Origin of the sequence: Pseudoalteromonas sp. APC 3224, from assembly GCF_030407535.1 — a bacterium.
Lineage (GTDB): Bacteria > Pseudomonadota > Gammaproteobacteria > Enterobacterales > Alteromonadaceae > Pseudoalteromonas.
The window spans coordinates 23,221-37,017 of record NZ_JASDDF010000002.1 but is presented as its reverse complement, the minus strand read 5'-3'; the positions used below and the strand labels follow the sequence as shown (position 1 = coordinate 37,017).

The window sequence follows — 13,797 nt, the reverse complement described above, 5'->3', positions numbered from 1 at the left end:
TCTTGAAAAGTAATGAATAAAAGGTAGACCGATTTAGCTGAAAAAATACAGTCCATATCCAACTAATAACGCCGGAACTGCGGTATATAGTGTGGCAATAATGGCCGCTTTGGGTGCCATAGCAATGGCAGGGAAAAGCGCATCGCCATCGTTAGAAATCGCGTTCGCTGCTAAAGCACTAAACGGTATCACGCCTTGAATGTATAACGTGGTGACAATGATTTGCGGTCCACAACCGGGTAAGAAGCCAATTAATACCGCAATTAACGGCGCTAAATAGGCATAATTTACAAACCATGTTTTTAAATCAAGACCAAACACGCTCACCAGTAGTTCAAATAATATAAAGGAGGCAACCACCCACGCGGTTACAAAATGAGTATCTTGCAGTACTTTTGTTATTTTTGAAGGCGGGCTGCATAGATCGTCTTCTGAGGTCACTTCCTTATAGCTTTCACCTTTTGATGATAGCGCCCACATAAACACCACAAACAATGCCATTAATGCGCCAAAAAAACTGACCGCATTTACTACATGATTGCCAAATTGGCTTAAATCAATATTAAACGCCAGTATAAAAGCAATCAGTAACCCAGGAATAATAGCCATTAACCAAATAGGCTTGCTCAATTTTATTATTTTGGTTGGCAATACAGTCACTGGCTGTGTTTGCTTTTGATTGGTAGGGCATAAATAACCCGTTTTATGTAGTTTATTAACCAGTAAGCCTGTTAGCGTTCCAACGACTAAGCCTATTGCCATTATCGATAACCCGTCAGTAGGGCGGGTAGCTAACAATAAAAATGCCGCATCACCCATTGTAGCCGTTAATACCGCAACAATAGCCCCAAAGCTTGCTTGTCCCTTGGTAAATTGGGTAACCACAATGATTGCACCACCACAGCCTGGCAGCATACCTAAAAAAGCAGCAAAGCTGACCTCTAATACAGGAGACTTAGCATTTAGATAACGAAGCTCTAGTTGGGGTAAATGATCAATCGCGTAGTAGTAAATAAATAGGGTCGCAGCAACAAACACACTGACTTGAAAAAAAGCATCACTAAGTGCAGTGATTGTTATAGTGCGTAAGCTGGGCAGGGCTAAACAAACTAAAATTAACAGTGGTAAAATTAGGCGTTTATTTTGATGAAAAACACGTTTTGCAGCTGGCGAAATAACTCCCAAATGTTCTGTTAAAAACATACAGTACGACCTAATTAAAAAACTAGATCGCACTGTACTATTTTATTAAATGATAATCAATATCATTTAGGTGATTGCTTGAAAACGCTTATTTACGTTGAAACTCTGAGTTTTCATTCCAAGTAGGCCATTGAGTTTGCTGTGAAATATCAAAACCTACTTTATAAAATAGTTGTAAATCTTGAACCGCACCTGATAAATCCCACTCATCACGATATCTATCACAAGGCTGGTGGTAACAACCGCGCAATACTAAACTCATACGCTTGCGATAATTAGCCGTTTCTTCGTCAAATGCTTCTGAACCACCACCGGCATACATAGCAGGTACACCCATATTGGCAAAGGCAAAGTGATCTGAGCGGTAGTAACCACCTGAAGATGGCTTAGGATCGCCTGATACTGTCCTGCCTTGCTCTTTAGCTGCCGTTGCTAGTATTTCATCCATTTGCGATTTACCAATACCCACCACACTAATATCTTTTACTTTTCCTAATAGGTTTAAGCTATCCATATTAATATTAGCAACGGTTTTATTTGCCGGAATAACCGGGTTAGCGGCGTAATATTTTGAGCCAAGCAAACCTTGTTCTTCAGCGGTTACCGCTAAAAAGGTCATTGAACGGTCAGGGCGTTTACCTAGTTTAGTAAAGGCTTCAGCCACTTCGATCATACCGGCTGTACCTGTCGCATTATCGTGGGCACCATTATAAATTTGATCGCCTTTACGATTTTTATCCGTTCCTAAATGATCCCAATGCGCAGAGTAAATAATATGCTCATCTGGCGTTTTACTACCAGGAAGAGTGGCAATAAAGTTATAAGATACCGATTTTTTGATGGTATTCTTTACATTCACAGTGGCAGCTAAATCGCCCATATCTACATGGTAAGCGCCTTTAGCTGCTTCTGCTTTAGCAGTATCAAAATCAAGACCTGCTTTAGTAAATAGCTCTTTTGCTACATCAACAGTAACCCAACCTTCAACAGCAACACGATCCATGTTGTTATTATCTTTTACAAAACCAAACTGCTCGCCACTCCACGAGTTCTCAACCACTGACCAAGGGTAAGAAGCAGGAGCCGTTTCATGAATGATAATAGCGCCCGCTGCACCTTGACGGCTTGCTTCTTCGTATTTATAAGTCCAGCGCCCGTAATAGGTCATGGCATCACCGGTAAATAAGTTTGGATCTTTAGTTGCAAAACCAGGATCATTTACCAGCATCACGACGGTTTTACCCTTAACATCTAGGCCTTCGTAATCATTCCAATTATATTCAGGTGCGTTAACACCGTAGCCGACAAATACCAGCTCTGAATTTTCAATCCCTTCTTGCGCACTTATACGGCTACTACCCATTACCATGTCTTTTTTGTATTGGTAGTCTTTACCGCCAATATTAAGCACCATGTCAGAGTCTGCTTCTAATGATACAAGCGGGACTTCTTGGAAAAAACTATCACCGTTACCCGGTTCAAAGCCCAATGCAGTAAATTCTTTTGTTAAGTAGTTAAGCGTAAGCTTTTCACCTTCAGATGAAGGAGCACGACCACCAAATTCATCAGAAGCTAACACTTTTACATGCTTAGCAATTTCATCGGCTTGAATGCTGTTATAGCCTTTCGCGACATCGTCAGAAGTGATACTTGTTGTTGCACAACCCGCTAGAATCGCGGTTGTGATTAAGGACAAAGAAAAATAACGTTTCATATTGGCTCTTTTTTTGTTCTAAGTGGCCCTAGTATATGAACTTCTGTTAATTAGAACCAGTTTTTGCGGTAAACTGTTAGGGATAAAAATGTACAGTAAAGGTAACAATGAAGCGTTTTACTCCCCCAGAACAATTCCAAGCAACGAGCCTAAACACAGGGGCATTTGCTCACTTACGTCAGCTGTTTAAAATTCATCAACAAACAGACTGGCCAGAACCTGCGTATTTTGCCCCGTACTTAAATGCCATAAACGCAAATAATCTCCCCGTTCGTTTTATCGATGATGCAAAGGTTGACTTTGCTGAGCGTTATTATGAACAAGTTATTTTTGAAACTGGTGAAGTACCTACTCGCCAACAAAATTGGCATGATCTGTTTGGTGGTTTTATTTGGTGTTTATTCCCAAAAACAAAAGCCCTTATCAATCAGCGTCATGTTGATGAAATAGCAGTTCATGGGTTAAAACAGCGTAGCAAACATCGTAACGCATTAACCCTATTTGACGAATGCGGTGTGGTTTTAGCTATTAGTGATTCTAATTGGAAAGAGTGCTTAAGAGACCACCAATGGAAAACAGCATTTATAACGCATAGAGAGCAGTGGGGTAAAACTATAGCGCCATTCATGTTTGGCCACGCTAATTACGAAATGTTGACCAAACCTTATATTGGGCTCACAGGCAAAGCATTATTTGTGAATGTACCCGATGAAATATTTTGTAAAGATTTAGTAACGCAATATCAGTACCTAGATAAGCAACTTTATGAGATGATTAAAAATGATGATTGTTTAGCCGATAATAAACAGCTTTCACCCTTACCCTTATTAGGTGTTCCTGGTTGGTGTGAGGAGAATAACAATTCATCATTTTACGACAACACGGACTATTTTAGACCGAAACGAAGGACACGAAAATGATAGAAGTCACCGCGCTTAAGAAGAAGTTTAAGCTCACCAAAGATCATAAAAAAAATAAAACAGATGAAGTAGACCCACGCGAAGATAAAGACTTTTTTCATTCAGTAAAAAATGTCAGCTTTAGCTGTGCAAAAGGCGAAGTATTAGGGCTGTTAGGGCCTAATGGCGCGGGTAAAACCACCACCTTAAGAATGATTTCAACCGCATTAAAACCGGATGATGGCAGTATTACTATTGCTGGAAATGACATAATTAAAAAGCCACTCATTGGGCGTAAATCTATCGGGTTTTTGTCTGGCTCTACTGGTTTATATGGCCGTTTAACGGTAAAAGAAAATATCGAATATTTTGCAAAGCTACATGGCATGAGCAAGCAGGCAATCAAGGCACGCTGTGAAGAGTTATTTACCTTACTCGATATGCATAAATTTATTGATAAACGTGCTGAAAACTTATCAACCGGTATGAAGCAAAAAGCCAACATAGCGCGTGCTGTGGTGCATCACCCAGACGTTGTTATTCTTGATGAGCCAACTACCGGGCTTGATATTATGACCACGCAAACAGTGATTAACTTTATTAAAGGCTTAAAAGCACAAGGCACTCCTGTTATATTTTCTACGCACCATTTAGATGAAGTTGCGCTTTTATGTGACCGTGTAGCGGTTATTAATGAAGGTGTAAGTTGTTTTGATGGCACCCTCGCTGAATTTAAACAAGCAGGTAACAGCGAAGAATTAAACCAAGCGTTTATGAACATATTAACGGAGAAGCAAGATGTTTGAAGTTTTTAAAAAGGAATTAACAGAGCTGGTACGCGATAAAAAAACCTTGTTATTCGTGGTGGTATTTCCGATTGTGGTTTTTCCGTTGTTATTTGCTGTGGTTGCGTTTATCTCTTCGCAAGCTGCGCTTGATGCAGAGCAAAAGGTAAATACCTATGCAATTATCAATGGCGACTTTGCCCCAGAATTTACTGATAAAGTGTTTTATCATAAAAGCTTTGAGCTATATAAAGGCGATAAAACCTTCAATAGTGTTGAGGAGCTAAAAGCAGGCGTAACTGCTGGTGATATCGACATGGGCATATACTTACCAAGCGATGCAGTGCAAACATTAGATGATAAAAAGCAAAGTGAATGGCAAGTTGTATTTAATGATTCAAAATCAATTAACTTTTTATTTGAGCGAGTAAAAGAGCTTGCTAAAGAGTACAGCGATACACTTCAAGAAAGTAAACTATTGAGCTTTGGTATCGATAAAAGCGCACAACAATCTATTTTAAAGCCTATTAATGTGGTTAAAGTTGATACTGCAGACAAACGTGAAAACTTAGGTGAAAAGATGGGTGGGCTTTTACCTTATTTACTTATCCCGTTAGTGCTAATGGGGGCAAGTTACCCAGCAATTGATTTAGGCGCTGGCGAAAAAGAACGTGGTACTTTAGAAACGTTATTACTTACACCCATTACTCGTACTGAGCTAGTATTGGGTAAATTTATTACTCTACTCACTACTTCAATCGCATCAACTACTATTACCGTGATTAGTATGGGTGGGTGGATAGCCTTAGCACTGGCATTTGCTGATCTAGAGTTTATTAAAGCTGCGTTTAGCACTTTAGGCATTACAGACTTGCTAATGATTTTTGTATTACTATTGCCAGTTGCAGCAATTTTTTCTTCATTAGCATTGGCTATATCAATTTATGCACGTTCGTTTAAAGAAGCACAAAATTACATGACGCCGTTAAGTATAGTGGTGTTTTTCCCAATTGTTATTTCTGTTATGCCTAATATGGAACTTACTACTAAAACAGCCTTTATTCCGGTTACTAACGTCGCTTTAGCGATTAAAGAAATTATTAAAGGCACAGTCGATTACACGCTGGTTGGATTGATATTTTTAGCTACGGCACTGATAGCCGGTGCGCTACTGGCATTTTGTGTTAAGTGGTTTAACCGCGAAGACGTGTTGTTTAGATAACCATTTTAATTGCAAAGTATAAAAAAAGGTCGCACAGCGACCTTTTTTTATAAATTATCATTAAGAGAGAGTGCTATATGCTTAGCTTTAGTGTTTATCTAGAACTAGATAAGCGAACCTTGGTTTATAAGCTATTAATAAAAAACCGCTGTATGAAAAAATCATACAGCGGTTTTTTTTTAACTTAAGACTTATGATGTAAATTGCGCTTTAATAGTTTCAATTGCGCTATCGATATCAATCATAAGTTTTTCGCCGGTGCGACGGTTTTTAAGTTCAACCTTGTTTTCATCAAGGTTGCGCTCACCAATAACAAGTGTGTAAGGTACACCAAGTAATTCCATGTCGTTAAACATAACACCAGGGCGCTCTTTACGGTCATCAAATAGCACATCTAGGCCTGCATCTTTTAAACCTTGATATAGGTTATTAGCAATATCAGGAATTCGATGCGATTTATGCATATTCATTGGCACAATTGCTAAATCGAAAGGCGCGATAGCTTTAGGCCATGTAATACCGTATTGGTCGTTATTTTGCTCAATAGCTGCAGCAACAATACGTGATACACCAATTCCATAACAACCCATAGTCATTATTTGGTTTTTACCTGATTCGCTCAGTACACCTGCTTTTAATGCTTCTGAGTACTTAGTACCTAGCTGGAAAATATGACCCACTTCAATACCGCGTTTAATTTGCAACGTGCCTTGGCCACATGGGCTAGGATCGCCTTCTACAATATTACGGATATCAGCAACTTCGTAGTTTGTTACGTCGCGATCCCAGTTAATACCGCTAAAGTGCTCACCATCTTTATTGGCACCGGCTACAAAATCAGCCATTACATTCGCTGTTCTATCAACAATAATAGGCATGTTTAAGCCAACTGGGCCTAAAGACCCTGGTTTTGCGCCAATGGCAGCAACAATATCTGCTTCGGTTGCCATTTCAAGTGGAGAATCAACCAATGGGTGCTTTTCAGCTTTGAGTTCATTAAGTTCGTGATCGCCACGCAGTACTAATGCAACAAGCCCGCGTACGCCGCCTTCATTAGGAGTACCATAAACCACTAATGTTTTAACACCGCGATGGGGTTTTACACCATAGTGTTTTTTAAGCTCATTAATTGTTTTAGCATCAGGCGTTGGGAATGCTTTTAACTCTTTGCTTGCTTCTGGGCGAGCTTCAGTTGGCGCTAATGCTTCGGCTTTTTCAATATTAGCGGCGTAGTCGCTGGCATCACTAAAAGCAATGGCATCTTCGCCAGATTCAGCAAGTACATGGAACTCATGCGATACACTACCGCCAATAGAGCCTGTATCTGCAATTACTGGGCGGTAATCTAAGCCTAAACGTTCAAAAATATTACAGTAGGCTTTGTGCATTACTTGATACGTTGCATCTAAACATTCATCGGTTAAATGGAATGAGTAGGCATCTTTCATAGTAAATTCACGGGCACGCATAACACCAAAACGTGGGCGGCGCTCATCACGTACTTTAGTTTGTACTTGGTACAAAGTAATTGGTAGTTGTTTGTAGCTGTTAATTTCTTTACGAACAAAATCGGTGATCACTTCTTCATGGGTAGGGCCCATGGCAAATTCACGATTATGACGGTCGGTAAAGCGCATTAACTCAGGACCAAACTCACTCCAGCGGCCAGACTCTTCCCATAAATCAGCAGGCTGAATAACAGGCATTAGCATTTCAATTGCGCCGGCTTTATCCATTTCTTCGCGTACTATGTTTTCTACTTTTCTTAGCACACGTAAGCCAGAGGGAAGCCAAGTGTATAAACCCGAAGCGACGCGACGGATCATTCCGGCTCTAAGCATTAATTGATGCGAGACAATTTCCGCATCGGACGGCGTTTCTTTAAGTGTAGCGAGTATATATTGACTAGTACGCATGTTTTTTCCGAAATAGAGTGATATGTTCTTTTAATTAAGGCGCTCAGTTTACCAGCGGTTGCATTGACACTAAAGCGCTAAGTGATTTTTTTATCGCATTTTATAGCCATTGCAGGGCTTTACTGCTGACTTAACTGATCTCTATATGAGTAACCAGATGATGAGAGTCAGTCACTTGCCAAGTAATATTGTATTCATACAAATTCATACCATAACTTTGCACGCCTTGTTTTTGCTTTTTGTAGGCAGGGCGCGGATCTTGTTTTAGCACATTACTAATAAACGCTTGTAGCTCGGGGTAGTGACTTTGTTTATTTATAAATTCTATAGCCTGTTGGCTAAACTCAACACTCATTTGAGTTTCTGGGCGCGTATCAGCAAATCCAGCGCTTGCATCGGGTAATGAGTCTGAATAGGGTAAATAAGGTTTTATATCTACGATGGGTGTGCCGTCAAGTAAATCAATACCGGTGAGCAATAACGCTAACTGACCGTTTTTATACTCAATTCCCTCTAACTTTACTGCACTCATGCCAATGGCATTTGGACGAAAAGTTGCTCGAGTAGCAAACACGCCTTTACGCTCATTACCGCCAAGGCGCGGCGGGCGAACCATTGCTGAATAGCCTTTATCAGCAGTTTCATGAAAACGAAATAACAGCCAAATATGGCTAAATTCATCTAATCCGCGAACAAATTCTTCACGATTAAATTCTTTGGCAAAAATCAGTTTAGCTTTAGCCTCGGGTACTAATCTAGGTTGCCTAGGAATGGCAAATTTTTGTTTATACGGAGATTGAATATGGCCAATAGCCGAAATTTGATAATCGCTCATAATGCTCGGTTATAGAAAAAATAGAGCGTTATTCTACCTTTTATTGACGTTGCTGGCATTAGCTTAATTTGGGGGTATTTCATTTTTAGACTAACAGGTTTAAATGTGAAATAAAAAAGGTAAGGCTAAAAATAGCCTTACCTAATGTTTTAACAATTAAGCTTTTATTAAAACATGTATTGGAATGATACTGACGCAACATCCATTTCTGGATCAATATCATCTTCTAATTCATAACGCTCATACTCTAAACGCACTTGCATATTGGTTGTAAATGCATATTCAATACCTGCACCGTAAAACACGTCGCCGCCATCTTGAGATGCGCTGATGCTACCAACCGGTAGCTCTTGAGTAACGTCTGCATCCCATTCAAACCAACCACCTTTTGCATAAACAGAAAAATCTTCAGTGATCGGCGCTGCAAAACGTGCTGCTAACGATACGCCATCAATTTCAGCTTTGCTGTCTATATCACTCACTTCATCAAAATTTAGATAGGCAAGCTCAAGACTTAAATGTTCATTAAATTGGGTACCAATGTAACCTTTTAACATTTGCGCGTCGTCATCAAAGTCGGTGTCGTTTTCGCTATCTTCAAACTGAAATGAATATTGGCCATAACCAATACCAGTGTAAATACGCGGAGAGTCCATGTCGGTAACATCAGCTTGTGCCGCTGAATTAAAACCCAGTGTTGCTAAAGCAAGTGCAGAAAGAGAAAGTGTTTTAATCATTATATAGCTCCTTTAAAAAGTAATATCGATGAATTATTTCATCAAACGTCGATTTACTAATTGCAGTGAGCGTGCCAAGTATTATTTCGCATAATATTTGGCCTTTATGTGTGTTTGTTGAGCTGTTTTGTTTTTTTTTGGCACGCAAAACAATCAGGTGTTCAGCGTGCAGTTAATCCATAAAAATTAAAAATTGTAGCTTTTACAAGTTGTTGTAGTTTCTACATACCTATAAATGCAACTAAATTAAACTTTATCTAATAAGTTTTCTGTTTCAATGGCTATTTGCTTCATTTTAATTGCGTAGTTCTCAAGTTTTTTGTCTTCATCGGTAACCGATTTAAATTCTGGTACCGCCACAGGGTAACCCGTTTCATCCATAGCAACAAAGCTAATAACACAGTGATTGGTTTCAACTAGGTTTTGCGTTTTCGGGTCGCCACAGCGAACTTGAATAAAAATTTGCATGCTGGTTTTGCCGGTGTGTGCAATTTTTGCTTCAACCTCAACAATTTGGCCAACTAAGATAGGGCGGCTAAACTTAACGCCTGCAACCGATACCGTTACACAGTAGTGGCCGCTCCAGCCCGCAGCACAGGCATAACCCGCTTGGTCAATCCACTTCATGACCACACCGCCATGCACCTTACCACCAAAATTTACATCGGTTGGCTCTGCTAAAAAACGAAAAATTACACTCGACGACGCCATAACACACTCTCATTCATTCATATTACTTAACAGCATAGCGCAAAAAAGGGGCCGAAGCCCCTGCAATTTAGGATAAGTTTATAATTTCTATAGAAAGGTTGTTACATATTGGGATAGTTAGGGCCACCAGCACCTTCGGGAGTTACCCAGGTAATATTTTGGCTCGGATCTTTAATATCACAGGTTTTACAATGCACGCAGTTTTGCGCGTTGATCACAAAGGATTGCTCGCCTTCTACTTCTTGTACTTCGTAAACGCCGGCAGGGCAATAGCGCTGAGCGGGCTCGTCAAATTTAACTAAGTTAACGTTAATCGGAATTGATGCATCTTTTAGTTTTAAGTGACACGGCTGCGATTCTTCATGATTAGTATTAGATAAAAATACCGAAGAAAGCTTATCAAAACTGAGTTTGCCATCAGGCTTAGGATAGTTAATTTTTTCAGCTTGGTTAGCGTCTTTTAAAGTTGCATGGTCAGGTACGTTATCTTTAAAGCTAAACGGTAGGGCACCCTTAAATATATTCTGATCAAGCGTGTTATATGCGCCGCCTGCAAATTTACCTAAGGTATGCATAGCAGGGCCAAAATTACGAGACTGATACAGCTCTTTATACGCCCATGACTTTTTAAACTCAGCGGTGTACTGGGTTAAATCATTATTAGCTAAATCGTTCTGTAGCGCATTAAAAATGACCTCAGCGGCTATCATGCCTGACTTCATAGCCGTATGATTGCCTTTAATTTTTGCAAAATTAAGCGTGCCAGCATCACAACCCACTAATAAACCACCTGGGAAGTGCATTTTTGGTAATGAATGTAAACCGCCTTTTGCAATGGCACGTGCGCCATAGGCAATGCGTTCTCCACCTTCAAGTGTATTTTTGAAAATAGGGTGATGTTTTAATCGTTGAAATTCATCAAACGGGCTTAAGTGTGGGTTAGAGTAATTTAAATCAACAATTAACCCCACAACCACTTGGTTGTTTTCGCTGTGATACATAAAGGCGCCACCGCCAGTGTCACCGCTTAATGGCCAACCGGTTCCGTGTACAACTTTACCCAATTGATGTTTAGATTCATCAACTTGCCAAATTTCTTTAAAACCTAAACCATAATGCTGTGGTGAACTTTCATCGTCTAAAGCAAACTGATTGATCAGTTGCTTACCTAAATGACCGCGACAGCCCTCAGCAAATACTGTGTACTTAGCGCGTAGCTCCATACCTGGCATGTAACCGTCTTTTTCATTGCCATTTTTATCTACACCCATATCGCCAGTAATGATGCCTTTTACAACATCATCTTCAATAATGACTGAATGCGCACTAAAGCCTGGAAATATTTCTACTCCAAGGTTTTCCGCTTGCTCTGCTAACCAGCGACATACATTACCCATAGAAACAATGTAGTTACCTTTGTTATGAAATGTATTTGGTGTAGCAAAGTGAGGAATTGAGGTTGCTTTATGTTCGTTGTTAAACCAGTAAATCTCATCATTTACCACTTTAGTCGAAACAGGAGCGCCGAGTTCTTGCCAATTTGGCAGTAATTCGTCAAGTGCTTTGGTTTCAAAAACTGCACCTGATAATACATGTGCGCCAACTTCTGAGCCTTTTTCAACTACACATATCATGCACTCTTGTTGTTTTTCTTGTGCTTGCTGCGCGAGTTTAATTGCTGTTGAAAGCCCCGCAGGACCTGCCCCTACAACTACAACATCAAATTCCATGGTTTCGCGTTCAATCATAATAACCTCTTTATCTATGACGGACTCACCTTTGCATTATTTGGCAAAAAGTAAGCTAAGCAACCTGTTTCTTTGTTATGCAAATTAATCGTTACAGGTTGTGAATAGTTTAAGGTTATTTTAGGTTGACGTTTACGTCAACAGGAAGTAGTCTGATTTCATAAAATAAATAGGTTGACGTAGACGTTAGCTTATAGGTTTAAATAATTATGGAGTCCCTATGAAAGTTCTCGTACCAATAAAAAGAGTGATCGACTACAACGTAAAAGCTCGCGTTAAACCTGACAACAGCGGTGTTGATTTAACTAACGTAAAAATGGCCATGAACCCATTTTGTGAAATTGCTGTAGAAGAAGCGATTCGTTTAAAAGAAGCGGGTACAGCAACCGAAGTAGTTGTTGTTACTATTGGCGCTAAAGCATCTCAAGAACAATTACGTACAGCACTAGCTTTGGGCGCAGATAAAGCGATTCATGTTGAAACAGAGCAAAACTTAGAGTCCTTACATATAGCAAAATTGCTTGCCAAAGTAGTTGAACAAGAATCGCCAGAACTGGTTATTTTAGGAAAACAGTCAATCGATTCTGATAATAATCAAACTGGTCAAATGCTAGCGGCGCTGACTAATCGTGGTCAAGGTACGTTTGCTTCTAAAGTGGTTATTGAAAATGACAAAGTGAATGTCACTCGTGAAGTCGATGGCGGTTTACAAACCGTTGCACTTAATTTACCAGCAATAGTCACCACCGATTTACGTTTGAATGAGCCGCGTTATGCGTCGCTACCTAATATTATGAAAGCCAAACGTAAACCATTAGAAGTTATTGCGGCTGATTCGTTAGGTGTAGATTTAGCCCCGCGTATTGAATTGCTCAGTGTAGAAGAGCCTGCAAAACGTAGTGGCGGGATTATTGTTGAAGACGTTGCACAGCTTGTAGAAAAACTTAAAACAGAGGCAAAGGTGATTTAAATGAAAACTCTTGTAATTGCAGAGCACGATAACGGTGCCTTAAAACCAGAAACCTCAAAAACGATTAACGCCGCTAAAAAATTAGGCTTTGACGTAGATGTATTATTAGCAGGCATAAACCTTGGCGCCATGAGTGAGTCACTCGCGAGCATTGAGGGTGTTGCGAATGTTTTACTTGCTGATAATGCAGTTTATGAGCATCAACTTGCTGAAAGTATGACAGATCTAGTGTTATCACTTGCAGATAGTTACAGCCATATTGTGGCAAGTGCAACTACTACAGGTAAAAACTTTATGCCGCGTGTTGCCGCATTATTAGATGTAGCGCAAATTTCAGAAATTATTGATGTAATTGACGCTAATACATTTAAACGTCCAATTTACGCGGGTAATGCTATTGCAACGGTTAAATCGCTCGATAGTAAAAAAGTGATCACAGTACGTGCAAGTAGCTTTGATTTACAAGGCGAGCAAGCTCCAGCTAATGTAACCGCTGTAGATGCAGTCTCTGATTCACAGTTAAGCAGTTTTGTTAGTGTTGAACAAACTGAATCAGAGCGTCCAGAGCTAACGGCTGCAGATGTGGTTATTTCGGGTGGTCGTGGTATGCAAAATGGTGAAAATTTTGCATTATTAAATGGCATTGCCGATAAACTCGGTGCCGCTATTGGTGCATCACGTGCAGCGGTTGACGCGGGCTTTGTGCCTAACGATATGCAAGTAGGGCAAACAGGTAAAATTGTCGCGCCTAATTTATATATTGCTGTGGGTATTAGTGGTGCCATTCAGCATCTTGCAGGTATGAAAGATTCAAAAGTTATTGTTGCCATTAATAAAGACCCTGATGCGCCAATATTCCAAGTAGCTGATTACGGTTTAGTTGCTGACTTATTTGATGTTTTACCACAGTTAGAGCAAGCACTATAATGGAAAGCAATAAACCGCTCCTAAAGTAACAAATTCTGATTTAAAGCCGCCGTTTCATTATTGATTCTGCGGCTTTTTTAATTCATCAACTCCACTTATCTAAATTACTTGCGATTTAAGTTTTTTTACT

At 39.9% G+C, this 13,797-nt stretch carries 12 protein-coding genes; 5 read left to right on the top strand and 7 right to left on the bottom strand.

Annotated features, from left to right (window positions below; all coding sequences use genetic code 11):
* Nucleotides 1-33: 33 nt before the first annotated feature.
* Both QL989_RS01175 and QL989_RS01170 read right to left on the bottom strand, forming a co-directional pair.
* A complete protein-coding gene (locus QL989_RS01175) occupies nucleotides 34-1,203 on the bottom strand; it encodes a putative manganese transporter (protein WP_290167564.1) in 1,170 nt (389 codons plus the stop codon).
* 88 nt (nucleotides 1,204-1,291) lie between these two features.
* Entirely contained in the window at nucleotides 1,292-2,917 is a 1,626-nt protein-coding gene (locus tag QL989_RS01170; protein ID WP_290167562.1) for a M28 family metallopeptidase, read from the bottom strand.
* Between the two features lie 107 nt (nucleotides 2,918-3,024).
* Between QL989_RS01170 and QL989_RS01165 the strand changes: the two genes are divergently transcribed.
* Genes QL989_RS01165 through QL989_RS01155 form a run of 3 tightly spaced genes read left to right on the top strand, consistent with a single transcriptional unit; the run spans nucleotide 3,025 to nucleotide 5,823 of the window.
* Nucleotides 3,025-3,837 carry a DUF3025 domain-containing protein gene (locus QL989_RS01165; protein WP_290167560.1) on the top strand — a complete coding sequence of 271 codons (813 nt, stop codon included), beginning with the start codon at nucleotides 3,025-3,027 and terminating at the stop codon, nucleotides 3,835-3,837.
* Nucleotides 3,834-4,622 (top strand): ATP-binding cassette domain-containing protein, encoded by a 789-nt coding sequence (locus QL989_RS01160; protein ID WP_010390097.1) that lies wholly within the window; start codon nucleotides 3,834-3,836, stop codon nucleotides 4,620-4,622. The genes QL989_RS01165 and QL989_RS01160 overlap by 4 nt, the downstream gene beginning before the upstream one ends.
* Nucleotides 4,615-5,823: an ABC transporter permease gene (locus QL989_RS01155; RefSeq protein ID WP_290167557.1), complete on the top strand. Its 1,209-nt coding sequence runs from the start codon at nucleotides 4,615-4,617 to the stop codon at nucleotides 5,821-5,823. Before QL989_RS01160 ends, QL989_RS01155 begins: the two co-directional genes overlap by 8 nt.
* Nucleotides 5,824-6,014: 191 nt before the next feature.
* Here QL989_RS01155 and QL989_RS01150 read toward each other — a convergent pair whose 3' ends face one another.
* From QL989_RS01150 to QL989_RS01130, 5 genes are all read right to left on the bottom strand, one after another.
* A complete protein-coding gene (locus QL989_RS01150) occupies nucleotides 6,015-7,739 on the bottom strand; it encodes a proline--tRNA ligase (protein ID WP_290167555.1) in 1,725 nt (574 codons plus the stop codon).
* A gap of 130 nt (nucleotides 7,740-7,869) precedes the next feature.
* Nucleotides 7,870-8,574 carry a tRNA (N6-threonylcarbamoyladenosine(37)-N6)-methyltransferase TrmO gene (gene tsaA / locus QL989_RS01145; protein WP_290167553.1) on the bottom strand — a complete coding sequence of 235 codons (705 nt, stop codon included), beginning with the start codon at nucleotides 8,572-8,574 and terminating at the stop codon, nucleotides 7,870-7,872.
* Nucleotides 8,575-8,741: 167 nt separating this feature from the next.
* Nucleotides 8,742-9,311, bottom strand: coding sequence for an outer membrane beta-barrel protein (locus QL989_RS01140; protein WP_054200983.1), 570 nt, complete (start codon nucleotides 9,309-9,311; stop codon nucleotides 8,742-8,744).
* 246 nt (nucleotides 9,312-9,557) lie between these two features.
* A complete protein-coding gene (locus tag QL989_RS01135) occupies nucleotides 9,558-10,022 on the bottom strand; it encodes an acyl-CoA thioesterase (RefSeq protein ID WP_008113812.1) in 465 nt (154 codons plus the stop codon).
* Nucleotides 10,023-10,123: 101 nt separating this feature from the next.
* Nucleotides 10,124-11,770 (bottom strand): electron transfer flavoprotein-ubiquinone oxidoreductase, encoded by a 1,647-nt coding sequence (locus QL989_RS01130; RefSeq protein ID WP_109874612.1) that lies wholly within the window; start codon nucleotides 11,768-11,770, stop codon nucleotides 10,124-10,126.
* Between the two features lie 220 nt (nucleotides 11,771-11,990).
* Here QL989_RS01130 and QL989_RS01125 point away from each other — a divergent pair, with 220 nt between their 5' ends.
* Both QL989_RS01125 and QL989_RS01120 read left to right on the top strand, forming a co-directional pair.
* A complete protein-coding gene (locus tag QL989_RS01125; RefSeq protein ID WP_290167549.1) occupies nucleotides 11,991-12,740 on the top strand; it encodes an electron transfer flavoprotein subunit beta/FixA family protein in 750 nt (249 codons plus the stop codon).
* Nucleotides 12,741-13,667 carry an FAD-binding protein gene (locus tag QL989_RS01120; RefSeq protein WP_290167546.1) on the top strand — a complete coding sequence of 309 codons (927 nt, stop codon included), beginning with the start codon at nucleotides 12,741-12,743 and terminating at the stop codon, nucleotides 13,665-13,667.
* Nucleotides 13,668-13,797: the final 130 nt, after the last annotated feature.